Genomic DNA, 26,983 nt, shown 5'->3' on the forward strand with positions numbered 1-26,983 from the left:
ACGAGCGAACATGGCCCGTGAACGGGAACAGCGCCACGAGCGCGAGGACCGCGACAATACGTTCGTGGACAAGCTGGTCCACATCAACCGCGTCGCCAAGGTGGTGAAGGGCGGCCGTCGTTTCGGCTTCGCTGCCCTGGTGGTGGTGGGTGACCAGAAGGGCCGCGTCGGCTTCGGCCACGGCAAGGCCCGTGAGGTGCCGGAGGCGATCCGCAAGGCCACCGAGAGCGCCAAGCGCGCTCTCATCCGCGTGCCGCTGCGCGAAGGCCGGACCCTGCATCACGACGTGCATGGTCACCACGGCGCCGGCAAGGTGGTGCTTCGCGCCGCCCCGGCGGGTACCGGCATCATCGCCGGCGGCCCGATGCGCGCGGTGTTCGAAACCCTCGGCATGCACGATGTGGTGGCGAAGTCCTTCGGGTCTTCCAACCCCTACAACATGGTGCGCGCCACCTTCGACGCCCTGAAGAACCAGGACTCGCCGCGCTCCGTCGCTGCGCGTCGCGGCATCAAGGTCTCCCAGCTCCAGTCCCGCCGCCGCGTCGAAGACGCGGAAGCGACCGACTGAGCGGCGCAGGCCGAAGGATAGGATTGCGCCATGAGCGACAAGACCATCACCGTGGAGCAGATCGGCTCGCCGATCCGCCGCCCGTTCGACCAGGAGGCCACTCTCGTCGGTCTCGGGCTGAACAAGCGGCACCGCCGCTCCACTCTCAAGGATACCCCGGCCGTCCGCGGCATGATCGCCAAGGTCGCCCACCTCGTCCGTGTGGTCGAGTGAGGAGCGGGACATGAAGCTCGACGAAATCAGGGACAATCCCGGCGCCCGCAAGAAGCGGATGCGCGTGGGCCGGGGCATCGGCTCCGGCAAGGGCAAGACCGCAGGTCGCGGCGTGAAGGGCCAGAAGGCCCGGACCGGCGTCGCCATCAAGGGCTTCGAGGGCGGCCAGATGCCGCTGCATCGTCGCCTGCCGAAGCGCGGCTTCCACAACATCTTCCGTCTGGACTACAACGAGGTCTCCCTCGCCAAGATCCAGGCTGCGGTCGATGCCGGCCGTCTCGACGCGGGCCAGCCCGTGACCGAGGCCGCCCTCGTCACCGCCGGCGTGCTGCGCCGGGTGAAGGATGGTGTGCGCGTGCTCGGCACCGGTGAGCTCTCCGCCAAGGTGACGCTGGAGGTGGCCTACGCCACCAAGTCCGCCGTCGCCGCCGTGGAGAAGGCCGGTGGCTCGGTGAGCATGCTCGCGGCGGCCGTCGAGGCCGAGTGAGCCGAGGCTGATCCGGAACAGGGGACGGCGCGGGGCTTCATGCCGCCGCGCCGAACCCATGTTCGGACCAACCTCTTGCGGATGCCCGGCACAAGGCCGGGTCTTCGCGTCTCGGGCGTCCGTTCTGGCGCTCGGGTTCAGGTGACGCTCCGGTGCCGCCGAAGGTGTGACGGGCGCGATGGCCCTCTTGGCCTCAAGCGCCCGAGTCGGGATCGCTCCCGCGCGCCCGGGTGGCGCGCCACCGGGCGGAACCGGCTTTCCTGCCGGCCTGCGGCCTTCCGTCGCGCCGGCCCCAGTTTGCCCCAACGCTCCGTTCCGGACCTTCCGTCCAGGACGCGCCCGGGCAGCGGCCCATGGCACTCCCGCCAAGGGTCCAGCGCCTCGGCAAGGGAGCCTGGTACCGGACCGTCGGCGGGGAGCCCTTGTCCCTCCGCCTGGCCCCTCTGCCTTGGCACCCGAGCGTTGCGCCCTCATATAAGGGCCGCCCACCAGGGTGGCGTCCATCGGAGCAAGGCATGGTCTCGGCGGCGGAACAACTCGCGGCGAACCTCAATTTCGGTGCCCTCGGCAAGGCCGAGGAGCTGAAGAAGCGCATCTGGTTCACCCTCGGCGCGCTTCTCGTCTATCGGCTCGGCACCTACATCCCCATGCCCGGCATCAATCCGGACGCGCTGGCGGACGTCTTCAAGAACGCCCAGCAGGGAATCATCGGCCTCTTCAACATGTTCTCGGGCGGCGCCGTGCAGCGCATGGCCATCTTCGCCCTGAACATCATGCCGTACATCTCCGCCTCCATCATCATCCAGCTCCTCACCAGCGTCTCGCCGACGCTGGAGGCGCTGAAGAAGGAAGGCGAGGCGGGCCGCAAGCAGCTTAACCAGTACACCCGCTACCTCACCGTCGTGCTGGCCCTGTTCCAGGCCTACGGCATCGCCGTCGGCCTCGAGGGTTCGGGCAGCGTGGTGGCGGAGCCCGGCTGGTTCTTCCGCATCTCCACGGTCCTGACGCTCACCGGCGGCACCATGTTCCTGATGTGGCTGGGTGAGCAGATCACCTCGCGCGGCATCGGCAACGGCACCTCGCTCATCATCTTCGCCGGCATCGTCGCCGAGCTGCCAGGCGCGTTCGTGCGCACGCTGGAACTCGGCCGCGAGGGCGCCATCTCCACGGTGGTGATTCTCGGCATGCTGGTGATGGCCGTGGTCGTCATCGCCTTCATCGTGTTCATGGAGCGCGCCCAGCGCCGGCTGCTGATCCAGTATCCCAAGCGCCAGGTGGGCAACCGCATCTACGAGGGCCAGTCCTCGCATCTGCCGCTGAAGCTGAACACGTCGGGCGTCATCCCGCCGATCTTCGCCTCCTCGCTGCTGCTCATTCCCACCACCATCGCCAGCTTCATGCAGGGCTCGGGGCCGGAGTGGCTGCAGACCGTCACGACCTACATCGGCCACGGGCGCCCGCTCTACATGGTGCTGTATGTGGCGCTGATCGTGTTCTTCTGCTTCTTCTACACCGCGATCGTGTTCAATCCGGTGGAGACGGCGGACAATCTGAAGAAGCACGGCGGCTTCATTCCGGGCATCCGTCCGGGCGAGCGCACGGCCGAATACATCGACTATGTGCTCACCCGCATCACCGTCGTGGGCGCCGCCTACATTGCGGCGGTTTGCCTCTTCCCCGAACTGCTGATTTCCTACGCCTCTCTTCCGTTCTATTTCGGAGGAACGTCGCTTCTGATCGTGGTCAGCGTGACCATGGACACCGTGTCCCAGATCCAGGGACATCTGTTGGCCCACCAGTACGAAGGACTGGTCAAGAAGGCCAAGCTGCGCGGGGGGAGGAGGAAGTAATATGAGGCTGGTGCTGTTGGGCCCGCCCGGGGCAGGCAAGGGAACTCAGGCACAGCGGCTGGTGGCCCGTCACGGCATCGTCCAGCTTTCCACCGGAGACATGCTGCGCGCGGCGGTTGCCGCGGGTACGCCGGTGGGGCTGAAGGCGAAGGCGGTGATGGATGCCGGCGGGCTGGTCTCCGACGAGATCGTCATCGGCATCATCGCCGAGCGCATCGGCGAGGCGGACGCGAAGAATGGTTTCATCCTCGACGGCTTCCCGCGCACGGTGGCGCAGGCCGAGGCGCTGGACCATCTGCTCACCGAGAAGGGCCTCAAGCTCGACGCGGTGATCGAGCTGGTGGTGGACCAGGAAAAGCTGGTCAACCGCATCCTCAACCGTGCCGCAGAGGCCGCCGCCAAGGGCGAGCCGGTGCGCAAGGATGATGATCCGGTGGTCTTCAAGACCCGCCTGGAAGCCTACAATCGCGACACCGCTGTCGTGGCGCCCTACTACAAGGCGCGCGGCCAGCTGAAGCAGATCGACGGCATGGCGCCCATCGATCAGGTCACCGCCGCCATCGACGGGGTGCTCGCCGAGGCGGTGTGAGGGCAGGGGGGTCCTGCCCTCGTGTCATGGATCAAGCTGTCATGGATCAGGGCCCCTTCCGCCGGACGGCGGGAGGGGCCTTTCCGTTTGGCGGGCTTGTCGGGGCAAGGGCGAAGGGGCACCTTGCCTGCCGGCGCGAGGGTATGGTTATGGACGGCGTGAAAGCCGTGATGGGCTCGATCCGGCAGATCCTGATCGAAGTTTGGGACCCGATCGGCGTGCGAGGCATCCCGCAGGCGCGCGACGAATACGACGGCTATGTCGGCGTGGTCGCCCGGGCGTGGACGGAAGGGGCGGACGTGGCCGCCCTGCGGGCGCTGCTCGAGGGCATCACCGAACGCGAGATCGGGCTTCCGGCCGGTTCCGGCGATGCGCAAGGGGCGGCCGAGCAAATCGCGGCTCTCTGACTCGGCAGGTCCTCACGGACTTGGCAGGGCTGGAGCGGGGCCGAAGCGCCTTACGCCCTTGACCCATCGTGGAATCTCCGCTATGGGCACTCCCTCGCTTCGGAACAGGTGCCGTTCGGTCCACCCGGAAGGGTCGGACAGGGCGGTAGCTTTGTCGTATCCGGGGCAGCTTTCGTCAATATCCCGCATGGGCCGGCCTCCACCGGACGCGGGGACAACAACCGGCCGGCGGTCTTCGGGCTCCGGCGCACATGGAGAGCGCAGTGGCTCGTATTGCAGGCGTCAACATCCCGACCAACAAGCGCGTCGTCATCGCGCTCCAGTACATCCACGGCATCGGCCCCAAGAAGGCTGAAGAGATCGTCGAGAAGGTGGGCATTCCCGCCGAGCGTCGCGTGAACCAGCTGACCGACCAGGAAGTGCTGCAGATCCGCGAGACCATCGACCGCGACTACATCGTGGAAGGCGACCTGCGCCGCGAAGTGGCGATGAACATCAAGCGCCTCATGGACCTCGGCTGCTACCGCGGCCTGCGTCATCGCCGCGGCCTGCCCGTGCGCGGCCAGCGCACCCACACCAACGCCCGCACCCGCAAGGGTCCGGCGAAGCCGATCGCCGGCAAGAAGAAGTGATCGGCCGCAAGGCTTGAGAATTGGGGAGGCCGGCCAAGCCGGCCTTTCCCCGTTGACCGGCCCGTCAAGGGCCATCCCGAGCGCCTGGAGTTACGGGCGCGCCTGAAGGATCTGAGAGACAGATGGCTAAAGAAGCAACACGCGTGAAGCGCCGCGAGCGCAAGAACATCGCCTCCGGCGTGGCGCATGTGAACGCCTCGTTCAACAACACCATGATCACCATCACCGACGCCCAGGGCAACACCATCTCCTGGTCCTCGGCCGGCGCCATGGGCTTCAAGGGCTCGCGCAAGTCCACCCCGTACGCCGCGCAGGTCGCGGCCGAGGATGCGGCCCGCAAGGCGGCCGAGCACGGCATGCGCACCCTGGAAGTGGAAGTCTGCGGTCCGGGTTCCGGCCGTGAGTCCGCTCTTCGCGCGCTGCAGGCGGCAGGCTTCCTCGTCACCTCCATCCGCGACGTGACGCCGATCCCGCACAACGGCTGCCGTCCGCGCAAGCGCCGTCGCGTCTGATCCGCTCTTCGTTCCTCCGCGGACCCCGGTCCGCGGGGATCAAGCCCGGTTTCTCCTCCCCCGAGCGGGACGGGCCAGGCTTCTGGTGGACGGCCTCCGGTTGAGGCTCACCACCCCGGCAGCTGCCGTGGCCCGGCGAGAAAGCAAGGTGAAGCAAGTGATTCAGAAGAACTGGCAAGAGCTGATCAAGCCCGAGAAGCTGCAGGTCAATCCGGGCCACGATCCCAAGCGCCTGGCGACCGTCGTCGCCGAGCCGCTGGAGCGTGGCTTCGGCATGACCCTCGGCAACGCCCTGCGCCGCATCCTCCTGTCGTCGCTGCAGGGCGCGGCGGTGACCTCGATCCACATCGACGGCGTGCTGCACGAGTTCTCGTCGATCCCCGGCGTGCGTGAGGACGTGACGGACATCATCCTCAACGTGAAGGATGTGGCCATCAAGATGCAGGGCGATGGCCCGAAGCGCATGGTGGCCAAGAAGACCGGCCCCGGCGTGCTGGTGGCCGGCGACATCCAGACCGTCGGCGACGTGCAGATCCTGAACCCGCATCTGCCCATCTGCACCCTCGACGAGGGCGCGGAGCTGCGCATCGAGTTCACGGTCGATACCGGCAAGGGCTACGTGGCCGCCGACCGCAACCGTCCCGAGGACGCTCCGATCGGCCTGATCCCGATCGACAGCCTCTACTCGCCAGTGCGCAAAGTCTCCTACAAGGTCGAGAACACCCGTGAGGGCCAGATTCTCGACTATGACAAGCTGACGCTCCAGATCGAAACCAACGGCTCGATCACGGCCGAGGACGCGCTGGCCTATGCCGCCCGCATCCTGCAGGACCAGCTGGAGATCTTCGTCAACTTCGAGGAGCCCAAGCGCGAGAGCGAGGCGACCGCGATCCAGACGCTGCCGTTCTCTCCGGCGCTGCTGAAGAAGGTGGACGAGCTCGAGCTCTCCGTCCGTTCGGCCAACTGCCTGAAGAACGACAACATCGTCTACATCGGCGACCTGATCCAGAAGAGCGAGACGGAGATGCTCCGCACGCCGAATTTCGGCCGGAAGTCGCTCAACGAGATCAAGGAGGTGCTCGCCTCCCTCGGCCTGCACCTCGGCATGGAAGTGCCCGGCTGGCCGCCCGAGAACATCGAAGAGCTGGCCAAGCGCTTCGAGGAGCACTACTGATCCGCAATCCGGGGCGGCCCGCTGCCCCGACCCCTTTCGAGCGGCCCGAGCCGCGCAACCCATCGACCGGCTCGTCCGTCGCCATCTTCAGGAGTTCGCCGTCATGCGTCACGGCAAGGTACACCGCAAGTTCAACCGCACCTGGGAGCACCGCAAGGCGATGTTCTCCAACCTCGCGGGCGCCCTCATCACCCACGAGCAGATCGTGACCACCCTGCCCAAGGCGAAGGACCTTCGCCCGGTGGTGGAGAAGCTCGTGACCCTCGCCCGTCGCGGCGACCTGCACGCCCGCCGTCAGGCCATCGCCGAGCTGAAGGACCAGGCCGTGGTCAAGAAGCTGTTCGACGTGCTGGCGCCCCGCTATGCGGCCCGCCCGGGTGGCTACACCCGCATCGTCAAGGCCGGCTTCCGCTATGGCGACAACACCGCCGTCGCGGTGATCGAGTTCGTGGATCGTGACGTGGACGCCAAGGGCGCCGCCGACCACGCCCGCACCGCCGCTGCCGCGGAAGCTGCGTGAGCTTCAGCTGATTTGAGGCTATGAAAAAGGGCGGTCCTCGGACCGCCCTTTTTTCGTTCGAAGCACCCTACCCGAGGGAGAGCCGCACACCTATCGGCCAGTGGGGCTGGACGTGCTCGTGGCCCACAATTCAGAGGCCTTTGCGCGACAGCCGGTGTTCTGGTGGCCGGACCTTCCGCGCCTTGGGGCGTGGAGGATAAATTTTGCGCGGGGTCGGATTGGAAGAGGCATTGGGCAGGGCCCAGGCCTGCGATCGCGTAGCTTTCGGCGGGACGCTCGACTTGGTGTCGAGATAGAGGTGGGCAACGTCGATGTGGCCCGCTAGTGCCGCTGGTCTGTAGGGCTCGATCCGATCGTAAATTGGAACGCCAGCGGCGTCGAAGCGGTCGTATACCGAGGGATGGAGGATGGCAGCGGGGGGTGGATCGCGTCGTCCGAGTGGGTATGTGAAGCCAAGCTTGCGCGTGACCCACGGAAACCCGTCCTTGCGAGCGTCGTGTTGATAGCCGTGCGGGTCGGGATAGGTGCGGAGGAGGCCTGGGTCGCACTTCAATCCATTCGGAATGTCCGTGGCACAATCCACCATCCACTTCAGTGCGATGTCGGAGAGGCGGGATTCTTGCTCCTCATAGCTGCCACCGATGTCGGAATGGACGCCGCTGAACCAAATCTGCTCGAATCGGATCCGGCCCTGATCGTCTCTTTCGCCGTGGACGGGCTGCTCGCTCGGATCCCACTTGACCCGGGCGAAGGGCTTGCGATTCTCGTCAATTGAAAGGGCGTGCTTGGCATAGGCGACATGGGAATCGAGCGACTTGTCGTCGAAGGTAAGGAAGAGGTCGGTGAAGTGGATGGTCCTGAGACTGTCCTTGCAATCGTACCCCGGGACCCGGAAGTCGAACTTCAAATGGGTGTACACGAGAGCGATGAAGGCGATCGCGGTACCGATGAGGCTCGCTACCAGCAGAGCAAGTGTCCATGACAGGGCGAACAACCAGACGCCGGCTCCTGCGGCAGCCACTATGGCGATTATGACGGCCGGTATGAACAGTGCGAACTTGGCTGGATCGATCAGCGAGGCCACGGTGTCGAAGACGCCGATGAAGTAGGGCGCGACGTTGGGGCGGTCGGGCAACTCCAGATGTTGCGAACCGTGCTCCGCACGGAAGCGAGCTGCGATGGCCGAGCGTGTATCCAGCAGGAACTTCTGGCGCTCGTCCGCTCGCTCCTTAGTCCTCGATGTGGTGAACTGGTAGACGTGCTTGACGGCATAAGTGGCCAGTTCGCGGGTGGAATAACCGTCGAGCGGGACGGGTGAGCCGTCCGGCATGCGGGTTGGGATTCCGCACTGTCGGATGACGCCAGACAGGCAGCGAACGGTGTACGCGCCGCGGCTGAAGCCAAAGAGGAAGATGCGATCACCCGGGCGCCAGAGGCGGATGAGTGCTGCGTAGCAATCGATGATATTGGCGGTGATGCCGAAGCCGGTCGCTTGGCTCACAAATTTGTAGAGCCATCTCATCGGGCCGCCATAATGGCTCGCACCATCCAGTTCGGAGCCAAGCCCCGGATCGTAGAACGCAGCCTGATCGTTCGGATCGACCGAAGTGTCGGGCCCGCAGCGCATGGCTCGGTACATCTTGTAGATATTGGATCGGCGCTCGTCGAAATGGACGCCGCTACCTTGGCCAGTGCCGTCGGAAAAAATGATGATGTTCCGGCCCATCGCCCGCCCCCGACGTGATCCCGCGCCCAATGCGCAGGTTCAGTTTACAGGGGATAGTTTTGAGTTCAATTCAGGGTTGTCGATTTTGAATTTCAAAGCTCCTGCGAGCCTGTCGCTTGGTCATGCTGGCCATCACGTGAGCTATGACTATGTAGGTAAGGCGCCAGATTGTCGCCCGGTTCGGAATGCCATCTATTCACGGTGCAAACGGATGATCGCTTCTTCCCACTTCCGCGTCTGGACAATCGCGCTCAAGGGCACGATGCGCAGGGGTGTTCCGGTAGTCGGCCTCGTAAGCCTCGTCCTCCTCACCCCCCCCGCCTTCGCCCAGCCGGCGGCGCAACAGCCGCGTGTTCCGGCGTCGCAGGCGGAGGTGACGCTCACCTTCGCGCCTGTGGTGGCGAAGACGGCGCCGGCGGTGGTGAACGTCTATGCGCTGAAGACGGCGCAGCAGCGCGTGAACCCGATCTTCGACGATCCCTTCTTCCGCCGCTTCTTCGGCATGCCCGGCCCCGGGGGGCCCGGTGGCCCCGGCGAAGGGCCGGGGCTGCGCGCGCCGGAGCGGGTGCAGCGCTCGCTCGGATCGGGAGTCATCGTTGATCCCTCGGGGCTGGTGCTCACCAACTACCATGTCATCGAGGGGGCGGACGAAATCCGCATCGCTCTCAACGACCGGCGCGAATACGAGGCGGAGGTGCTGCTGCGCGACCAGCGCACGGACCTCGCCGTGCTGCGCATCAAGACCGAGGCGAAGGAGCGCTTCCCCTTCCTGGAGCTGGGCGATTCGGACAGCCTCGCCGTGGGCGACCTCGTGCTCGCCATCGGCGATCCCTTCGGCGTCGGCCAGACGGTGACGCAGGGCATCGTCTCGGCGCTGGCCCGCACGCAGGTGGGCGTCTCCGACTATCAGTTCTTCATCCAGACCGATGCGGCCATCAATCCCGGCAATTCGGGCGGGCCGCTGGTGGATATGGCTGGGCGCGTGGTGGGCATCAATTCCGCCATCTATTCGCGCTCGGGCGGCTCCCACGGCATCGGCTTCGCCATTCCCGCCAACATGGGCCGGGTAGTGGTGGAGCAGGCCAAGAGCGGGTCCAAGTCCGTGCGCCGGCCCTGGCTCGGCGCCCGGCTGCAACGGGTGACGCCGGACATCGCCGAAAGCCTCGGCCTGCCGCGTCCCACCGGCGTTCTGGTGCAGAGCGTCACCGCCGGGAGCCCCGCCGCCAAGGCCGGGCTCAAGACCGGCGACCTCGTGGTGTCGGTGGAAGGGCAGGGGATCGATGATCCCGAATCCCTCAACTACCGCCTCGCCACCCGCCCCATCGGCGGCAAGGCGGCGCTGCTGGTGAACCGCTCCGGCAAGGAGCAGACCCTCGTGGTGGTGCTGGAAGTGGCACCGGAGACGGTGCCGCGCGAGGAACTGCTGCTGCGCGGCCGCTCGCCCTTCGCCGGGGCGACCATCGTGAATCTCTCTCCCGCCGTGGCGGAGGAGCTGAAGGTGGACGCCAACGCCACCGGCGTCGTGGTCTATGACGTTCAGGACAATTCCCCCGCCGCTGCGGCGGGCTTCCGCCCCGGCGACGTGATCGTCGAGGTGAACAACGAGAAGGTGGGACGCACCGGCGATCTCGGCCAGCTTTCCGCCGTGCCCCAGCGCGGCTGGCGGGTGACGGTCCTGCGCGGCGGGCGCAGCATCACCGCTGTCCTGCGCGGCTGAGGGCTCCGATGGGCGATCTGTTCGAGGTAGCGGGACTGGGAGAGGGAGTGGCACGGCCGCTCGCCGACCGGCTGCGCCCGTCGCGCCTCTCCGAGGTGGTGGGGCAGGACCATCTGGTGGGGCCGGATGGCGTTCTCTCGCGCATGCTGGAGACGCGCTCCCTCGGCTCGCTGATCCTGTGGGGGCCGCCCGGCACCGGCAAGACCACCGTGGCACGCCTGCTGGCCTCGGCGACCGACCTGCATTTCGAGCAGATCTCCGCCATCTTCTCCGGCGTCGCGGACCTCAAGAAGGTGTTCGAGCAGGCCCGCGGCCGCCGCCTCTCGGGCACCGCGACGCTCCTGTTCGTGGACGAGATCCACCGCTTCAACCGCGCCCAGCAGGATAGCTTCCTGCCCGTCATGGAGGACGGCACGGTGACGCTGGTGGGCGCCACCACGGAAAACCCCTCCTTCGAGCTGAATGCGGCGCTTCTCTCCCGCGCGCGGGTGCTGGTGTTCCGCTCCCTCGACGCCGAGGCTGTCGCCAAGCTGCTCGCCCGCGCCGAGGAGGTGGAGGGCCGGGAGCTGCCGCTCACCGAGGACGCGCGCGTGGCGCTGGTGAACATGGCGGACGGCGACGGCCGCGCCTCCCTCACGCTCGCGGAAGAGGTGTGGCGCGCAGCGCGGCCGGGCGAGGTGTTCGACGTCGCCGGCCTGAGCGAGGTGGTGCAGCGCCGCGCGCCCATCTACGACAAGAGCGAGGACGGCCACTACAATCTCATCTCCGCGCTGCACAAGGCGGTGCGCGGCTCCGACCCGGACGCCGCGCTCTATTATCTCGCGCGCATGCTGGACGCCGGGGAAAGCCCGCTGTTCCTCGCCCGGCGCATCGTGCGCATGGCCATCGAGGACATCGGCAATGCCGATCCGCAGGCCCTCGTCGTGGCGAATGCGGCGAAGGAGGCCTACGACTTCCTCGGCTCACCCGAGGGCGAGCTGGCGCTGGCGCAGGCGGTCGTCTATGTGGCCACCGCCCCGAAATCGAATGCCGTCTACACCGCCTTCAAGGCCGCCATGCGCGTCGCCAAGGAGGGCGGCTCGCTGGTGCCGCCCAAGGTCATCCTCAACGCGCCGACCAAGCTGATGAAGGCCGAGGGCTACGGCACCGGCTATCGCTACGACCATGACGAGCCGGACGCCTTCTCCGGCCAGAACTATTTCCCCGAGGCGCTGGGCCGCCAGAGCTTCTACCATCCGGTGGAGCGGGGCTTCGAGCGCGAGATCAGGAAGCGCCTGGATTACTGGGCGCGCCTGCGGGCCGAGCGGGGCGGGAAATAGCGGGCCCAAATAGCGAGGGCTTGGGCCATCGTGTATGATTGGCCAACAGGCTGGCACCGACGAAGACCACCATGACCCGGCTGATGCGCGAACTCATCGAGAAGCTCGAAGCCCTGCCCGAGGCGGAGCAGGACGCGCTCGCCCGCGAATTTCTCCACGTGATCGAGGCGGGCGCAGCGGACGGCGACCTCTACGTCCTCACCCCCGAGCAGGAGGAAGAGGTCCGCCGGGCGCTGGAGGATGGGGAGCCGAACGCTTCTCCCGAGGAAGTCGAAGCCTTTTTTGCCCGCTATCGGTGATGAAGGTCACCTTCCGTGCCCGGGCCCTCGGGCATCTGCGGCAGATCGAGCGCTACGTTGCCGCCGACAGCCCTGCGGCTGCCGGCCGCCTTATTGCTCGCATCGAGCGCGCGATCCTTAATCTCGTGGACCACCCGCTATCCGCTCCGGTGGGCGTCGTGCCGGGCACGCGGCAACTCGCCATCGCTGATACGCCCTACCTTGTCATCTATCGTGTGGATGGAGATGGCATCACCATCCTCGCCCTTCTCCACGCCGCGAGGCGCTTGCGCTCCTGATCCCGTTCCGGAACCTGCCCAATGACCCTGCCCCCCGCCCTCATCGTCTTCCTCGGCGCCGGTCTCGGCGGCACCATCCGGCATTTCGTGAATCTGGCCGTGCCGCGGCTCTTGGGCACGGGCTTTCCCTTCGCCACCTTCCTCATCAACATTTCCGGCAGCCTCATCATGGGGCTCATGGCGGGCTATCTCGCCTTCAAGGATGGTGAGGGGTGGACGCAGCCGGTGCGGCTGTTCCTCACCACCGGGGTGCTCGGCGGCTACACCACCTTCTCCACCTTCTCGCTGGATTTCCTCTATCTCGCCGAGCGGGGTGAGCTGGGGATGGCGCTGGCCTATGCCCTCGGCTCGGTGCTGCTCGGCTTCGGCGGCGTCTGGGCCGGCATCATGCTGGTGCGCAGCCTGACGTGATCCGTGCGCCTTAGCTGGCCGAGCCTTCCAGCGCCTCGCGCGTCGCGGCATCGGCTTCACCCGTGAGGGGCAGGCCCTTGCGGCGCTGAAACTCCAGCACGGCGGCGCGGGTCTGCGCGCCGAATATGCCGTCGGTATCGAGATCGAACGCGAGCGCGAGGTTCAGCGCCACCTGCAACTCCTCGATCGCCTTCCCCCGGTCGCCGAAGGTCAGGGTGGCACCGAGCGAGGGGATGCGGCCCGCCGCCTTGCCGAAGGCGCCATCCTTGGCCCATTGGCGCATCAGCTCGTCGGACGCCTCGAAATGCATGGAGTCCTCGGTGGGGAAAGCGGCGCCCCAGAAGAAGCCATGGGCATTGAAGATGGAGTAGATCTCCAGCAGCCCTGCCTGGGTCTTTCCATCGCCGCGCGTGTCCAACTTGCCCTCAAGTGTGAGGTCGATGGCCGTGCCCCATGAGTGATTGCTGATGGCGCTCCGGCTGCCGCGCACGAACCGCGCGCACAGCATGCCCTCGTGGCCGAGCACCGCATGGATCTGGGGAACCGACGACTTGATCTCGTTGAGGATCTTCTCCAGCGCGTCGACCGCTGGCCGAAGACCGGTGACGTTTTCGAGCGGCCCGAGGGTCGTGCGCCGGACGAGCAACTCCGTGATGCGCGGGTTGTTGGGCCATTGGCATTCGTCGCTGTAACTCCCGCGCGGATTGCCGAGCAGGGACAGCATGGTGGCGTTGCGCGCGCCGGACAGGTTCGGTCCGTTGATCGCGTAGCGGCTGGTGGGGAAGGGGACGGGAGTGGAGAGCCTGGACATGCATCGCCTCCAATGGCCACAGCTTGGCCTTGTAGAAAGCAATCACATGAACCTAAAGTTGTAAATGGTCATCGACGCTCTTTAAGGTCGTGCGCGGGTGACGTTGCCTTCAGCTTCCATTATGTGTCTGGCCTCAACGCGAAACCCGAGAGGCTCTGCGACCATGGCTGTCGTGACCAGAACCGTGGCCGAGGACGAGGCGGGCATGCGCCTCGACCGCTGGTTCAAGGTGCATTATCCGGACCTCTCCTTCGGGCACCTGCAGAAGCTGGTGCGCACCGGGCAGGTGCGGGTGGACGGCGGCCGGGTGAAGACCTCTTCCCGCGTCGAGCCCGGCCAGAGCGTGCGCATTCCTCCGCTCGGCATGGAAGAGCCCGAGGCGGCGCACGCCCCCGCGAAGGGGGCGCGCGGCGAGGCCGGCAAGGAGGGCGCCCGCACGGCCTCCGTCGAGCCAGGCGCCAATCCGTCGGCCAGTCCGCCGGCAAAGCCCCGCGCGTCGAAAGACCCTGCGGTACGCAAGCTGGAGGAGGACCGGGCCTTCATCAAATCCATCACCCTGTTCGAGGACAAGGACGTGATGGTGCTGAACAAGCCCTTCGGCCTTGCTGTGCAGGGCGGCTCCGGCACCTATCGCCATGTGGACGGGCTCCTGGAGGCACTGAAGGACAGGGACGGGCAGAAGCCGCGCCTCGTCCACCGCATCGACAAGGACACCTCCGGCTGCCTGCTCATCGCCAAGTCGCGGCTTGCCGCCTCGGTGCTGGCCAAGAGCTTCCGCTCGCGCGAGGCGCGCAAGGTCTATTGGGCCGTGGTGCCCGGCGTGCCGAAGCCCCGGCAGGGGCGCATCTCCACCTATCTCGCCCGCGACGAGGACGAGGAGAAGATGCGCGTCGCCCGCCATGGCGAGGACGAGGCGAGCCACGCCATCACCTATTATGCGGTGGTGGACCAGGCCGCGCAGAAGATGAGCTGGCTGTCGCTGAAGCCGGTCACGGGCCGCACCCACCAGCTGCGCGCCCATCTCGCCCACATCCACCACCCCATCCTCGGCGACCCCAAGTATTTCGACATCGAGAACTGGGAACTGCCCGGCGGCCTGCAGAATCGCCTGCACCTGCTGGCGCGGCGGCTCGTCATTCCACATCCGCGCGGGCAGGGGGTGATCGACGTGTCCGCGCCGCTGCCGCAGCACATGGCGCAGACTTTCGCCGTGCTCGGCTTCGACGCCTCCCAGTACGATCCGATCCTGGAAGCGCCCGAGGGATGAGGCGCACCGCCCTGCTGTGGCTTGTTGCGGCGGCATTGGCCGTCGCGCCGGCGGCGGCGGGCGGTACAGGGGCCGGGCGGGACGGCGTGCTCTACTGGTTCCGTGATCTCCAGATCGCCCAGGCGACCGGCTTTCCCGACTATGAGATCAGCGGGGAGGGCGTCGGCGCCACGGCCTCGGGCGGCCGCCTTTACGGGCCGCGGGCGCGGGTGACGCTCACCCTTGATGTTCCGCACGGATATCTGCGCATCGACGACCGGGGCGATGGCGACGGGGCGGCGCACTTCGTCACCGAAGTCGCCGTGTGGTTCGACCGGGAGGGGTTTCCGCTGCTCGGCCTCAGCGAGCGCGCGCTGCGTGGCGGCGTGCCGTTCGGCGGGCGGGTGCGCTTCTATTCCCATGCGTCCGGGCGGTGGAATCTGGTCACGGACGCGGTGATGCCGTCGCAGGACCAAAGCCTCTGCCGCACTGAGCCGCAGGAGGTGGAGGAGAGCACGGCCGCGTTCGAGGGCCTCGGCCGCGCCATCACCCTGCTGCCACGCCAGGGCACCGACCTTGCGGTGTGGTGCGTGGCGCCCAGCCCCGTCGCGGGAACCGGCCGGGTGCTGGAATGGGATCAGGCCACGGCCCGCTTCACGCAAGGGCAGCTTTTGCCCGGTCCGCCGCCCTGGCCGGATGCGCCCACGCCGCGCTGAAGCCGGCGTCTTCGACTTTGGTCTGAGCCTTGCCGCATTCGGCAGTCTGGTAACCGCCTCCGGCTTGAAGTCACGTCATCTTCCCCTATGGTGCGCGCCAAGGCCTGAAGGCCAAAGAAGAAGCAATCCGGAGCCATCTCCGGCCGCGCCCGAGGGAATTGATCTCGATGACAGCCCTTCTCGCCCTCTCGCGGGGGATCGATGCCGTCAACACCCGCATCGGCAAGGCCGCCGCGTGGCTGATCCTCCTGTCCATCCTTGTGTCGGCGCTCAATGCGATCATCCGCAAGCTGTTCGACATGAGCTCCAATTCGTGGCTGGAGCTGCAATGGGTGCTGTTCGCCGCGGTGTTCCTGCTGTGCGCGTCCTGGACGCTCATCGACAACGAGCACATCCGCATCGACATCGTGAATTCCCGGCTGCCCAAGCGTACCCGCGACGGCATCGACATCTTCGGCCACATCTTCTTCCTGCTGCCGTTCTCGATCCTGTTGCTGTGGACCTCGTGGCCCTTCTTCCTCGCCTCCTTCGAGATCAACGAGCAGTCGCTGAACGCCGGCGGCCTGCCCCAGTGGCCGGCGAAGCTGCTGGTGCCGGTGGGCTTCTTCTTCCTGACGCTCCAGGGCATCTCGGAGCTCATCAAGCGCGTCGCCATCTTCACCGGAAAGATGGAGGACCCCCACGAGGGCGCGGGCGGCAGCCACGCGGCGCTGGCGGCCGAGGCCGAGCGCCTGCTGGCCGAGGCCGAACTTCCCGATGGGGCGCCCGGCGTCTCCGCGGTCAAGAAGTAGGAGCGCGTTCATGTCCTTCGTCCGCACGCTCCTGAAGCGCCGCCCCCTCGCCGCGCTCGCCGTCGCGCTCCTTGCCGTCCTGCTCATCGCCCTGCCCGACGTGGCGATGGCGGCGGAGCCCGGCTTCCGCGGCTGGTTCATCCACAACATGGCGCCGATCATGTTCGGCGCGCTGGTGCTGTTCCTGCTGCTCGGCTACCCGGTGGCCTTCTCGCTGGCGGCCAACGGCCTGATCTTCGGCCTCATCGGCATCTGGCTCGGCCTGTTCGAGCCCAAGTTCCTGCAGGCGCTGCCCGAGCGCGTGTACGGCACCATGAATAACGAAGTGCTCCTCGCGGTGCCCTTCTTCACCTTCATGGGCCTCATCCTCGAGCGCTCCGGAATGGCCGAGGACCTGCTCGACACCATCGGCCAGGTGTTCGGCTCTATCCGCGGCGGCCTCGCCTATGCGGTGATCTTCGTGGGCGCGCTGCTCGCGGCGACCACCGGCGTGGTGGCGGCCTCGGTGATCTCCATGGGTCTCATCTCGCTGCCCATCATGCTGCGCTACGGCTACGACCGGCGGGTCGCCTCCGGCGTCATCGCGGCGTCGGGCACGCTGGCTCAGATCATCCCGCCGTCCCTCGTGCTCATCGTCATGGCCGACCAGCTGAACCGCTCGGTGGGCGACATGTACGAGGGCGCATTCGTGCCCGGCCTGCTGCTCGCCGGCCTCTACGCGGTCTACATCTTCATCGTCTCGTCGATCTTCCCGAGCGCCGCGCCCGGCCTGCCGCTGGAGGCGCAGACCCTGCGCGACCCCGAGCAGAAGATGATGCCCTCGCGCATTCTCGGCGCGGTGGCGGCGGCGGGCTTCGCCTATCTCATCGCCACCGGCTCCCTGCCGGGCCTCACGGCCGGAGCCATTCCCGGCGTCGCCAACGTGGCGGTGTGGGGCATCGTGGCGTTCGTGCTGCTCTATTTCGTCATGTCGGGCACGGCGAAGCTGCTGACGCCGTCCCTCTTCATCGCGCTCGCCTTCTCCATCGCCGGCGGCATCGTGCTGATGGAGCGCAGCCATGTGAAGTTCGGCGCGGACTATGTGGTGCTCACCATGTCGGCCACGGTGGGCATTGCCTTCGTGGTGGCGGTCATCAACCGCCTGTTCCGGCTGAAGCTGATGTCCAAGCTCGCCGAGCAGGTGGTGTTCGTGATGGTGCCGCCGCTGGCGCTTATCTTCCTCGTGCTCGGCACCATCTTCATCGGCGTCGCGACGCCGACCGAGGGCGGCGCCATGGGCTCGCTGGGCGCGGTCATCCTCGCCTTCGCCCGCGGCCGGCTGAAGTTCGACCTGCTGCGGCAGGCGACCTATTCCACCGCCAAGCTTTCCGCCTTCGTGCTGTTCATCCTGCTCGGCGCCCGCGTGTTCTCGCTCACCTTCTACGGTGTGGACGGGCACAAGTGGGTGGAGGAGCTGCTGGTGTCGCTGCCCGGCGGGCAGACCGGCTTCCTCATCGCGGTGAACGCGCTGGTGTTCGTGCTGGCCTTCTTCCTCGATTATTTCGAGCTGGCCTTCATCATCATCCCGCTGCTGGGGCCTGCGGCGGACAAGATGGGCATCGACCTCATCTGGTTCGGCGTGATGCTGGCGGTGAACATGCAGACCTCGTTCATGCATCCGCCGTTCGGCTTCGCCCTGTTCTTCCTGCGCTCGGTGGCGGCCAAGGTGCCCTATGTGGACCGGGTGACGGGCAAGATGATGCAGCCCGTGACCACGGGCCAGATCTACTGGGGCGCGGTGCCGTTCGTGTTCATCCAGCTCATCATGGTGGCGCTCATCCTGATCTTCCCGGGCATGGTGACCCACTACAAGAGCGGCGGCATCCAGCTGGACCAGAAGCAGATCCAGCAGCAGTTCGAGAACCTTTCGCCGGGCCTCGATGCCGCGCCGCCGCCGCCCCTCGACCTCGGCTTCGGGAAATAGCGGACGCCGCCGGGCTGGCCTTGCCCTCCTAAGGGCGCATTCGGAATGGAGATGACGGGGTGGAGGGCTTCAGTTCCTCCGCCCCGTCGTGCATTCGTGGTGACGGGGGAGGCCTTGCGATTCGCGGCGCGCCGCGGGACCCAGGGCCCATCGATCGATCAAGGTGCTGGACCGGCCGGGGCGACCGCCAGCGTGGCGCAGCCAGGCGACCGAAACGGACTCGGCCGAGCGTGCGGAGGTGATTGCGATGAACCCGAGGCCCGACTTCTGTCCCGGCTGCGGGGCGCAGGTCTATCCCGAGGAGGCCCATTGCCCCTTCTGCGGCCGCAAGCTCCATTCGAGCTATGTGATGCCCTTCCTCGTGGGTCTGGGCGGCACCGTGGTGGCGCTGATCTCGGGCGGCCTCGTCTGGTGGGTCATGTCGGCCGAGCCGGGCGAGACGCCCGATGCCCAGCCGCAGGTTCAGGCCACGGCTCCCGCCCCCGCGACCCCCGCCCCGCAACAGCCCGCGCCCGCGCAGCCAGCCCCCGCCCAGCCTCCGGCGCAGGCCGCTGCACCGAGCCCGACCGAGCCGCCCGCGGCCGCGCCGGGACAGGAAGCTTCCCTGCCGCTGCCCACGGTGAACGCCCCCGTCGCGGCTCCGGCGGCGGATGCCGCCGCGCGCCGGGCCTTCGCCAAGAGCAAGCAGGACAGCTTCGCCCAGAACGGCCTCGATCTCACGGTGACGGCCGGCGGCAACGACGCGACGCTCCTCACCATCAAGTTCAACTTCCCGGCAAAGGAGGCGGCCGAGCTGATCGTCGGCGGCCCCTTCCCCAAGCAGTGCGAGCAGCGCGGTTTCCGGCAGGTGTTTTTCGTCGATCCGTCCGGCACCACATGGGTTTATGATATCGCCACCCAGCAGATGACGCAGAAATGAGCGCAGCAGGCGACACCGATCCTTCCCCCGCCGCCGGCCTGAAGCTGGTGCTGTTCGATTGCGACGGCACGCTGGTGGACAGCCAGCACCTGATCGTCTCGGCCATGAACGATGTTCACGCCGCCTACGGCGTGCCGGTGCCCGACCGGGAGAAGCTGCTCTCGGTGGTGGGGCTCTCGCTGCCGCAGGCGTTCGCCGTGCTGTCGCAGGGGGATGCGTCCTATCCCATTCAGGCGATGGTCGATGCCTACAAGGTCGCCTTCAACCGCATGCTGAATGCCGATGCCCCCGAGCCCATGTTCGACGGCGCCCGCGAGGTGCTGGAGGGGCTGCGCCAGCGCGAGGACGTGGTGCTCGGCATCGTCACCGGCAAGTCGCGGCGGGGGGTGAACCGCATCCTCGCCGTGCAGGGCATGGAGAGCTGGTTCTCCACCATCCAGACTGCGGACGATGCGCCGTCCAAGCCCCATCCGGCCATGGTGTTCCAGGCCATGGGCGAGGTTGGTGCGCGGCCGGAGGACACGGTGGTGATCGGCGATACCACCTACGACATCTCCATGGCCCTGAAGGCCGGGGCCTCGGCGCTCGGCGTCGCCTGGGGCTATCATGAGACGCCGGCACTGGAGCGGGCCGGCGCGGACCGCATCGTCCAGCATTTCCGCGAGGTGCCCGACGCCATCGCCGAGCTTCTGGCCCGCCGCCGCGTCGTGATCTGAGGACAGCTCGAGATGCGTGAGTTCCTGGAAGATGTGGAGAGCGGCGATCCGGGCGATCCCGTCGCCCGCGCCCGCGCCGCCCAGAAGGCGCCTCTGCCCAAGCGCTTCTACAAGGAAGTCAGCGTGGGCGAGGGGGAGGGCGGTTTCACCATCCTCCTCGACGGCCGCCCGGTGCGCACCCCGGCCCGTGGCCTGCTGAAGGCGCCGACCCGCGCGCTGGCGGAAGCCATGGCGGCCGAATGGGCGGCTCAGCAGACCGAGATCGACCCCTTCAGCATGCCGCTCACCCGGCTCGTCAACGTCGCCCTCGACCGGGTGACGCCGGAGGCGCAGGCGGTGGCGGACGAGGTGGTGAACTACGCCGGCACCGACATGTTGTTCTATCGCGCCGACGGCCCGCAGAAGCTGCTGGACCGGCAGGCGAAGCACTGGGATGCCGTGCTGGACTGGATGGGCGCCACCCACGGCGCGCGCTTCTTCCTCGCCGAGGGCATCACCCATGTGAAGCAGCCGGAGGAGGCGCTGGCGAAGGTGCGGGCGCTGGTGCCGGCCGATCCGCTGCGCCTCGCGGCCGTGCATTCCATCACCACGCTCACCGGCTCGGCCCTCCTCGCCCTTGCGGTGGCCGAGGGCGCGCTCTCCGCCGACGCGGCGTGGACGGCGGCCCATGTGGACGAGGATTTCAACCGCGAGCAATGGGGCGAGGACGAACTCGCCACCGCCCGCCGCGCCGCCCGCCGCACCGAGATGGACGCGGCGGCACAGGTGCTGGCGCTGGGCTGAGCCGCCCTTCAAGCCCGCGCGGCGTTTGAGCGAAGCAACGCGGGACTCCCGCGCGGCGTCTGAGCGGAGCGACGGGCAAAGCCCGCGCGGCGCCTGAGCGAAGCAACGCGGGAGTCCCGCGCGGCGTTTGAGCGGAGCAACGGGGAGGGGGAATGGACGAGGACGCGATTGCCGATCTCTTCGCTGCCTTCGGCCCGGTGGCCGTCAGGCGCATGTTCGGCGGGGCCGGGCTCTATGCGGACGGGCTGATGTTCGCCTTGTGGGCGGGTGAGGCCTTCTACCTCAAGGCCGATGCGGCGCTCGCCGAGGATCTGAAGGGGCGGGGCTCGGTCCCCTTCAGCTACGAGGCCAAGGGCGTCGTGCGCACCATGGGCGGCTACTGGTCGGTGCCCGAGGCGGCACTCGACGATGCCGACGACCTCGCGGCCCTCGCCCGCCGTGCCCTCTTCGTGGCGCACGCGGCCAGCGAGGCCAAAGCCAAAGCCCGGCCGGCAGGCCGGGCGTCTGCGAAAAATTCGAAGCCGGCAGGCCGGGCGTCTGCGAACAAAGCGAAGCCGACAGGCGGAGCGCCTGCGAAAATGCCGAAGCCGGCAGGCGGAGCGGCCGGGAAGACGCCCGCCGCCAAAAAGAAAAGCGCGCCGGCCCAAGATTGAGCGGCGCGCTGATCCATCAGAACATTTGACAGGATGCGCCGGCCCGGAGGTCGGCGCAGACTTCAGCCTGCCATCACGCGCCGGCCTTCACACGCACGGGGCGCAGAAGGAAGGCGGGGAGGTGGGACATGTCCGCCGGCTCGTTGGCGGGCGCCCGCTCGCGGCGCGGGGGACGCGCCTCGGCAGCATCCTCGCGGGCGGGACGGCGGTTGCGCTCGGGGCGGTCGCCACGCTCGGCACTCCGTTCCGGACGCGCGGCGCGTTCCCGCTCCTGACGCTCGGGACGTTCGGTGCGCTCGGGACGCTCCGTGCGCTCGGGACGATCGGCGCGTTCGGGACGCTCCGCCCGTTCAGCCCGCGGCTGACGCTCGGCACGCTCCGCGCCTTCGGCCCGGGGCTCGCGCTCACGGCGCGGCTCGCGCTCGCCGCGATTTTCGCGATCACCACGGCCCTCGCGGGGCTCCTTGTCCATGCGGCGCTTGCCGCGCAGACGGCCATCCTCGCGCCCACGGCGCTCAGAGGCCGGCGGGGCGTCGCCCAGGGGCGCGCCATGCCAGGGGATCGGATTGCCGATCAGCTTCTCGATGGCCGAGAGGGACTTGGCATCGAGGTGCGTGACCATGGTGTAGGCCGTGCCGGCGCGGCCGGCGCGGCCGGTGCGGCCGATGCGGTGGACGTAATCCTCGGCGTGGTGGGGCACGTCATAGTTGAAGACGTGGCTCACCGCCGGAATGTCGAGGCCGCGTGCGGCCACGTCGGAGGCAACCAGCAGTGTCGCCTCGCCGTTGCGGAACTCGTCCAGCGCCTTGATGCGGGCGTGCTGGTCCATATCGCCGTGCAGGGCGACGGCATTGAAGCCGTGCTTCTGCAGCGAGCGGTGGAGCACCGCCACGTCGCGCTTGCGGTTGCAGAAGATGATGCCGTTCTGCAAATTCTCGCAGCCTCGGATCAGCTCCCGCAGGACGTCGCGCTTCTCGTAGTCCTCGCGGCCGGAGGCGACCAGTTCCTGCGTCACCGTTGTGGCGGTGGACGCGGGCTTGGAGACCTCCACCCGAACCGGGTTGGAGAGAAACTGCGAGACGAGGCGCTGGATCTCCGGCGGCATGGTGGCCGAGAAGAACAGCGTCTGGCGGGTGAAGGGCACGAGCTTGCAGATGCGCTCGATGTCCGGGATGAAGCCCATGTCCAGCATACGGTCGGCTTCGTCGATGACGAGCACTTCGATGCCGGAGAGGAGCAGGCGGCCGCGCTCCACATGGTCGAGCAGGCGGCCGGGGGTGGCGATCAGCACGTCCACGCCGCGAACGAGCTTGGTGTCCTGGTCGCCGAAGGAAACGCCGCCAATGAGCAGGGCGACGTTGAGCTTGCTGTACTTGCCGTAGCGCGTGAAATTCTCTTCCACCTGGGCCGCGAGCTCGCGGGTGGGTTCCAGGATGAGAGTGCGCGGCATGCGGGCACGGGCGCGGCCCTGCTCCAGCAGCGTCAGCATGGGGAGCGTGAAGGCGGCGGTCTTGCCGGTACCTGTCTGCGCGAGGCCGAGAACATCCCGGCGCGCGAGAACATGGGGGATGGCCTGGGCCTGGATGGGGGTCGGGGTCGTGTAGCCAGTATCGGCGACAGCCGCGAGAACCTTATCGCTCAGGCCGAGCTCGGAAAATGACATTGCATCTTTTGGATGCGGCGGCGCGCCGCTGATCGAACGTCCCGTGCCGTACGGGGTCAGACGAGTGGTCGTCGGTCGGCGCGCTTGGATTCGACATATCTCGGACGACGCATAGCAACATAAGAAAATGATGCGCCGTGTCAATGTTTTCCGCCCGGTCTCGCCGATTCGGCGGGCATAAAGCGCCGATCTTCCGGCGTTGGCGCGGAAATGCACGCTTTGCGGGCAGTCGCCATGCGCGCGGCGAATGAGTGTGCGCTGCACCCATGCGGTCTCGTCGGGTTGACCCGATCCGGCCGACGCCGCACGGATGGCGTTCCTGTCGCCGTTCCGGATCCCATGCCTTTCCTTCTCGTCCTCGGCCTCGCGGCGTTCGCGAGCGCGTTTTCCATGCGCGTCGTCGATCCCATGCTGAACATCCTGGCGAGCGAGCTTCAGGTGACGTTGCAGCAGGTGGCGATGCTCGCCAGCGCCTTCACCTTTCCCTATGCGCTGATGCAGCTGGTGTTCGGCCCCATCGGCGATGCGGTGGGCAAGGTGCGGCTCATCCGCGTGAACCTCGCCATGCTCTCCATCGGCCTCGTGGTCTCGGCGACCGCCACCAGCCACGAGATGCTGCTCGCCTCCCGCGTCTTCTGCGGCGCCTTCGCCGGCGGCATCATTCCGGTGGTGCTGGCGACGGTGGGCGACCGGGTGCCGTTCGAGCGCCGGCCGCTGGCCCTCAGCCGGGTGCTGCTCGCTTTGGTGCTGGGCCAGCTCTCCGGTTCGGCGCTGGCCGGCTTCATCGCCGAGCTGGTGGGGTGGCGCGAGGTGTTCTGGTGCGCCCTCGCCGTCGCGGCGCTGGCGGCGCTCGCCACCACCTTCGGCCTGACGGAGGAGGGCGAGCGCAAGCCGTTGTCCTTCGCCGCCTCCATCGCCCGCTATGGGCTGGTGCTGCGCAACCCGCTGTCCATCAAGGTCTACGGCGTGGTCGCGATCGAGGGAGCGCTGAGCTTCGGCGTGTTTCCGCTGGTGGCGCCGCTGATGGTCCATCAGGGCATCGGCAATGCCAAGGAGGCCGGCATCGCGCTCGCGGCCTTCGCCATCGGCGGCGCCGTCTATACCTTCGCCGTGCCGCTGCTGGTGCGCTATCTCGGCCTCAGCGGCATGGTGCGCTGGGGCGCGGCGGGGGTGGGCGTGCTGCTCATTCTCGCCACCCGCGCCCATGGGCTGGTGCTCATGGCGGCGATCTTCGCCGGGGCGGGCTTCGCCTTCTACATGATCCACAACGTGCTGCAGATCCTCGCCACGGAACTGGCTCCCGAGGCGCGCGGATCGGCGCTGGCGCTGTTCGCCTCCTCCTTCTTCATCGGCCAGGCGTTGGGCGCGCTGGGGCTGACGCAGGCGGCGGGTTTTGCCGGGGTGGTGGCCATGTTCATCGCCGCCGGCATCGGCATGCTGCTGCTCGCCGGCCCCGCCGGGCTGCTCCAGCCGAGGCGGGGCCAGATCTCACCCCCCGAGACGCTTTGAGATGCGGACTTCGTGAGGGCGGCGGCTCCCGTCAGATGTTGATCTTCACCGACGCGCCCTGCTTGGCGCAGCGGGCGGTGACGCCGTTGCGGTGGACCTGCGGCGCCCTGGACATGGATTGCGCCGACTGGCCCATGCACCATTTGGTGTGGCGCATGGGGTCGATCAATTCGTTGGCGCGCCTCCAGTCGCAGCCCTGGCTCGCCGCCAGATAGATGACGGAGACCGCCCAGTAGCCGTAATAGACGCAGGACTGCTCGTCATTGCCGAACGACTGCGCCCGCGACGCCCCCGGCAGCAGGGTTGCAAGCGCAAGGCCAGTAGCCAGAGTCATCCGCACGCCGTGCCCCGCGCGCGGTACTGTCTTCCCGTCCCCCATGATCTTCCCCCTCCGGTACCGCGATGGCGGCGTTAATCGCCCGGCGCCCCCGCGCCGGCTCAGATGTCCAGCATCTCCTCGCCGGCGAAGGCGGCGCGCTCGGAGATGAAGGCGAAGCGGGCTTCGGGCTTGTTGCCCATGAGGCGTTCCACGAGATCCACGGTGGCGGCGCGCTCGGCGTCCTCCACGGAGACGCGCTGCAGGGTGCGCGTCCTCGGGTCCATGGTGGTTTCCTTGAGCTGCGCCGGCATCATCTCGCCGAGGCCCTTGAAGCGGCCCACGTCCACTTTGCCCTTGCCGTTGAATTCCTTCTTCAGCAGCCGCTCGCGGTGGGCGTCGTCGCGCGCATAGAGGGTCTTGGCGCCCTGCGTGATGCGGTAGAGCGGCGGCACGGCGAGGAAGAGGTGGCCCTCCTCGATCAGCTTCGGCATCTGGCGGAAGAAATAGGTGACGAGGAGGGAAGCGATGTGCGCCCCGTCCACGTCGGCGTCCGTCATGATGATGACCTTCTCGTAGCGAAGGTCGGTCTCGCGGTAGTGGGTGAGCGTGCCGCAGCCCAGCGCCTGGCCGAGGTCGGCGAGCTGCTGGTTGGCGGCGAGCTTGTCGCGGGTGGCGTTGGCGACGTTGAGGATCTTGCCGCGGAGCGGCAGCACCGCCTGCGTCTTGCGATCCCGCGCCTGCTTGGCCGAGCCGCCGGCCGAGTCGCCCTCGACGATGAAGATCTCCGAGCCGGCCGCCTCGGTGTTGGAGCAGTCGGCGAGCTTGCCGGGCAGGCGCAGCTTGCGCACGGCGGTCTTGCGGGAGACCTCCTTCTCCTGCTTGCGGCGCAGCCGCTCCTCGGCGCGGTCGATCACATGGTCGAGCAGGCGGCTCGCCTGCACCGGATTGGCCGCGAGCCAGTGGTCGAACGGGTCGCGCAGCGCCTGCTCGACGATGCGGGCGGCCTCGGCGGTGGCGAGGCGGTCCTTGGTCTGGCCCTGGAATTCCGGCTCGCGCACGAACACGGAGAGCATGGCGGCGCAGCCGGTGATCACGTCGTCGCCGGTGATGACGGAGCCGCGCTTGCCCTGTCCGGCGCGCTCCGAATAGTCCTTCAGGCCCTTGAGCAGAACCGCCTTGAGGCCGTTCTCATGGGTGCCGCCATCGGGGGTGGGGATGGTGTTGCAGTAAGAGGAGATGCTGCCGTCGGCATCCGCCACCCACGCCACCGCCCATTCCACCGAGCCGTGCCCGCCGGTCTTCTGGATGCGGCCGGCGAAGATGTCGGGATGGACCAGCGTGTTGCCTTCGAGGTCCGCCGCCAGATAGTCCTTCAGGCCGCCGGGGAAGCGGAAGACCGTCTTCTCCGGGATGTTCTCGCCGGCCTTCAGCAGCTCGGGGTCGCACGACCAGCGGATTTCCACGCCGCCGAACAGGTACGCCTTGGAGCGGGCCATGCGGAACACGCGGGCCGGCTCAAAATGCGCGCCGGCGCCGAAGATTTCCGGATCGGGATGGAAGCGCACGCGGGTGCCGCGCCGGTTGGTGATGCGGCCGATTTCCTTGAGCGGCCCCTGCGGCACGCCCTTGGAGAAGCTCTGGCGATAGAGGGTCTGGTTGCGCGCGATCTCCACCTCCAGATCGTCGGAGAGCGCGTTGACCACCGAGACGCCGACGCCGTGCAGGCCGCCGGAGGTCTCGTAGACCTTGCTGTCGAACTTACCGCCGGCGTGCAGCGTGGTCATGATGACCTCCAGCGCCGACTTGCCGGGAAACTTGGGGTGCTCCTCCACCGGGATGCCGCGGCCATTGTCCGAGACGGTGAGGTAGCCGTCGGCACCGAGCTGCACCTCGATGAAGGTGGCGTGGCCGGCCACGGCCTCGTCCATCGAATTGTCCACCACCTCGGCGAAGAGGTGGTGCAGCGCCTTGGAATCGGTGCCGCCGATATACATGCCCGGGCGGCGCCGCACCGGCTCCAGCCCTTCCAGCACCTCGATATGGGCGGCGGTATAATCGCCCGCCATGGCGGGCACGACGGCGGCCTTGCCGCGCGCGCTCTCCCTGCCGGTCGATTCCCGCGCAGGCGACTTGCTGGCACCGCGCGGGCGGGCGGCGAAGAGATCGTCGGAATTATCGCTGTCGGACATGGG

The 26,983-nt window shown here is 67.7% G+C and carries 29 protein-coding genes; 24 read left to right on the top strand and 5 right to left on the bottom strand.

All coding sequences use genetic code 11. The features are described 5' to 3' along the window. Nucleotides 1–10 precede the first annotated feature (10 nt). The 10 genes from rpsE to rplQ all read left to right on the top strand — a co-directional run bounded on the left by rpsE (nt 11) and on the right by rplQ (nt 6,952). Nucleotides 11–568, top strand: a complete 558-nt coding sequence (rpsE, locus tag V5F74_RS12480; RefSeq protein WP_024278457.1) for a 30S ribosomal protein S5 — start codon at nt 11–13, stop codon at nt 566–568. A gap of 30 nt (nt 569–598) precedes the next feature. Next, entirely contained in the window at nt 599–781 is a 183-nt protein-coding gene (gene rpmD / locus V5F74_RS12485) for a 50S ribosomal protein L30 (protein ID WP_024278458.1), read from the top strand. A 10-nt stretch (nt 782–791) separates the two neighbouring features. After that, nucleotides 792–1,268, top strand: a complete 477-nt coding sequence (gene rplO / locus V5F74_RS12490; protein WP_029558956.1) for a 50S ribosomal protein L15 — start codon at nt 792–794, stop codon at nt 1,266–1,268. 515 nt (nt 1,269–1,783) lie between these two features. After that, nucleotides 1,784–3,118, top strand: a complete 1,335-nt coding sequence (gene secY, locus V5F74_RS12495) for a preprotein translocase subunit SecY (protein WP_029558955.1) — start codon at nt 1,784–1,786, stop codon at nt 3,116–3,118. A gap of 1 nt (nt 3,119) precedes the next feature. After that, nucleotides 3,120–3,707 carry an adenylate kinase gene (locus V5F74_RS12500; protein WP_024278461.1) on the top strand — a complete coding sequence of 196 codons (588 nt, stop codon included), beginning with the start codon at nt 3,120–3,122 and terminating at the stop codon, nt 3,705–3,707. A 149-nt stretch (nt 3,708–3,856) separates the two neighbouring features. Then, nucleotides 3,857–4,114: a hypothetical protein gene (locus V5F74_RS12505; RefSeq protein ID WP_051679305.1), complete on the top strand. Its 258-nt coding sequence runs from the start codon at nt 3,857–3,859 to the stop codon at nt 4,112–4,114. A 263-nt stretch (nt 4,115–4,377) separates the two neighbouring features. After that, nucleotides 4,378–4,746, top strand: a complete 369-nt coding sequence (gene rpsM / locus V5F74_RS12510; protein ID WP_024278462.1) for a 30S ribosomal protein S13 — start codon at nt 4,378–4,380, stop codon at nt 4,744–4,746. A 122-nt stretch (nt 4,747–4,868) separates the two neighbouring features. Then, nucleotides 4,869–5,258: a 30S ribosomal protein S11 gene (gene rpsK, locus V5F74_RS12515; protein ID WP_024278463.1), complete on the top strand. Its 390-nt coding sequence runs from the start codon at nt 4,869–4,871 to the stop codon at nt 5,256–5,258. Nucleotides 5,259–5,415: 157 nt separating this feature from the next. Further along, a complete protein-coding gene (locus V5F74_RS12520; protein WP_024278464.1) occupies nt 5,416–6,432 on the top strand; it encodes a DNA-directed RNA polymerase subunit alpha in 1,017 nt (338 codons plus the stop codon). Between the two features lie 103 nt (nt 6,433–6,535). Then, complete coding sequence (gene rplQ / locus V5F74_RS12525) at nt 6,536–6,952, top strand: 50S ribosomal protein L17 (RefSeq protein ID WP_024278465.1); 417 nt, start codon at nt 6,536–6,538, stop codon at nt 6,950–6,952. Nucleotides 6,953–7,082: 130 nt separating this feature from the next. On the opposite strand, the gene V5F74_RS12530 is transcribed toward rplQ, so the two are convergent. Further along, nucleotides 7,083–8,678: a DUF2235 domain-containing protein gene (locus V5F74_RS12530; protein WP_051679304.1), complete on the bottom strand. Its 1,596-nt coding sequence runs from the start codon at nt 8,676–8,678 to the stop codon at nt 7,083–7,085. 262 nt (nt 8,679–8,940) lie between these two features. On the opposite strand from V5F74_RS12530, the gene V5F74_RS12535 reads away from it, so the two are divergent. The 5 genes from V5F74_RS12535 to crcB all read left to right on the top strand — a co-directional run bounded on the left by V5F74_RS12535 (nt 8,941) and on the right by crcB (nt 12,702). Then, nucleotides 8,941–10,395: a DegQ family serine endoprotease gene (locus V5F74_RS12535; RefSeq protein WP_394008906.1), complete on the top strand. Its 1,455-nt coding sequence runs from the start codon at nt 8,941–8,943 to the stop codon at nt 10,393–10,395. An 8-nt stretch (nt 10,396–10,403) separates the two neighbouring features. Beyond that, the gene (locus V5F74_RS12540; protein WP_394008354.1) at nt 10,404–11,714 is read left to right on the top strand and encodes a replication-associated recombination protein A; all 1,311 of its coding nucleotides are present in this window, start codon (nt 10,404–10,406) and stop codon (nt 11,712–11,714) included. A gap of 71 nt (nt 11,715–11,785) precedes the next feature. Beyond that, on the top strand, nt 11,786–12,013 hold the full coding sequence (locus V5F74_RS12545) for a hypothetical protein (RefSeq protein ID WP_394008356.1): 228 nt from the start codon (nt 11,786–11,788) through the stop codon (nt 12,011–12,013). Beyond that, nucleotides 12,013–12,291, top strand: coding sequence for a type II toxin-antitoxin system RelE/ParE family toxin (locus tag V5F74_RS12550; protein WP_394008358.1), 279 nt, complete (start codon nt 12,013–12,015; stop codon nt 12,289–12,291). The genes V5F74_RS12545 and V5F74_RS12550 overlap by 1 nt, the downstream gene beginning before the upstream one ends. A gap of 21 nt (nt 12,292–12,312) precedes the next feature. Next, nucleotides 12,313–12,702 carry a fluoride efflux transporter CrcB gene (gene crcB / locus V5F74_RS12555; RefSeq protein WP_394008360.1) on the top strand — a complete coding sequence of 130 codons (390 nt, stop codon included), beginning with the start codon at nt 12,313–12,315 and terminating at the stop codon, nt 12,700–12,702. A gap of 10 nt (nt 12,703–12,712) precedes the next feature. On the opposite strand, the gene V5F74_RS12560 is transcribed toward crcB, so the two are convergent. Further along, a complete protein-coding gene (locus V5F74_RS12560) occupies nt 12,713–13,513 on the bottom strand; it encodes a peptidoglycan-binding protein (protein ID WP_051679303.1) in 801 nt (266 codons plus the stop codon). A gap of 163 nt (nt 13,514–13,676) precedes the next feature. On the opposite strand from V5F74_RS12560, the gene V5F74_RS12565 reads away from it, so the two are divergent. The 8 genes from V5F74_RS12565 (at nt 13,677) to V5F74_RS12600 (ending at nt 21,300) form a co-directional block, all read left to right on the top strand. After that, on the top strand, nt 13,677–14,780 hold the full coding sequence (locus tag V5F74_RS12565; protein ID WP_029558946.1) for an RluA family pseudouridine synthase: 1,104 nt from the start codon (nt 13,677–13,679) through the stop codon (nt 14,778–14,780). Continuing rightward, nucleotides 14,777–15,475, top strand: a complete 699-nt coding sequence (locus V5F74_RS12570) for a hypothetical protein (RefSeq protein WP_029558945.1) — start codon at nt 14,777–14,779, stop codon at nt 15,473–15,475. Before V5F74_RS12565 ends, V5F74_RS12570 begins: the two co-directional genes overlap by 4 nt. Before the next feature lie 167 nt (nt 15,476–15,642). After that, nucleotides 15,643–16,266 (top strand): TRAP transporter small permease subunit, encoded by a 624-nt coding sequence (locus V5F74_RS12575; RefSeq protein WP_029558944.1) that lies wholly within the window; start codon nt 15,643–15,645, stop codon nt 16,264–16,266. Between the two features lie 106 nt (nt 16,267–16,372). Further along, nucleotides 16,373–18,229, top strand: a complete 1,857-nt coding sequence (locus tag V5F74_RS12580) for a TRAP transporter large permease (RefSeq protein ID WP_029558943.1) — start codon at nt 16,373–16,375, stop codon at nt 18,227–18,229. 247 nt (nt 18,230–18,476) lie between these two features. Further along, the gene (locus V5F74_RS12585) at nt 18,477–19,148 is read left to right on the top strand and encodes a hypothetical protein (protein ID WP_394008363.1); all 672 of its coding nucleotides are present in this window, start codon (nt 18,477–18,479) and stop codon (nt 19,146–19,148) included. Next, a complete protein-coding gene (locus tag V5F74_RS12590) occupies nt 19,145–19,864 on the top strand; it encodes an HAD-IA family hydrolase (protein WP_394008365.1) in 720 nt (239 codons plus the stop codon). Before V5F74_RS12585 ends, V5F74_RS12590 begins: the two co-directional genes overlap by 4 nt. Before the next feature lie 12 nt (nt 19,865–19,876). Next, a complete protein-coding gene (locus V5F74_RS12595; protein WP_250165579.1) occupies nt 19,877–20,647 on the top strand; it encodes an ATP12 family chaperone protein in 771 nt (256 codons plus the stop codon). 152 nt (nt 20,648–20,799) lie between these two features. Further along, nucleotides 20,800–21,300, top strand: coding sequence for a TfoX/Sxy family protein (locus V5F74_RS12600; protein ID WP_394008368.1), 501 nt, complete (start codon nt 20,800–20,802; stop codon nt 21,298–21,300). A 73-nt stretch (nt 21,301–21,373) separates the two neighbouring features. On the opposite strand, the gene V5F74_RS12605 is transcribed toward V5F74_RS12600, so the two are convergent. Further along, a complete protein-coding gene (locus V5F74_RS12605) occupies nt 21,374–22,963 on the bottom strand; it encodes a DEAD/DEAH box helicase (protein WP_394008370.1) in 1,590 nt (529 codons plus the stop codon). A gap of 339 nt (nt 22,964–23,302) precedes the next feature. Here V5F74_RS12605 and V5F74_RS12610 point away from each other — a divergent pair, with 339 nt between their 5' ends. Next, entirely contained in the window at nt 23,303–24,472 is a 1,170-nt protein-coding gene (locus tag V5F74_RS12610) for an MFS transporter (protein ID WP_394008372.1), read from the top strand. A 31-nt stretch (nt 24,473–24,503) separates the two neighbouring features. Here V5F74_RS12610 and V5F74_RS12615 read toward each other — a convergent pair whose 3' ends face one another. After that, nucleotides 24,504–24,806 (bottom strand): hypothetical protein, encoded by a 303-nt coding sequence (locus tag V5F74_RS12615; RefSeq protein WP_394008374.1) that lies wholly within the window; start codon nt 24,804–24,806, stop codon nt 24,504–24,506. A 104-nt stretch (nt 24,807–24,910) separates the two neighbouring features. Beyond that, nucleotides 24,911–26,980, bottom strand: coding sequence for a DNA topoisomerase IV subunit B (gene parE, locus V5F74_RS12620; RefSeq protein WP_394008376.1), 2,070 nt, complete (start codon nt 26,978–26,980; stop codon nt 24,911–24,913). Nucleotides 26,981–26,983 lie beyond the last annotated feature (3 nt).

The sequence above is a fragment of the Xanthobacter aminoxidans genome, assembly GCF_043193615.1.
GTDB classification, from domain to species: Bacteria; Pseudomonadota; Alphaproteobacteria; order Rhizobiales; family Xanthobacteraceae; genus Xanthobacter; species Xanthobacter aminoxidans.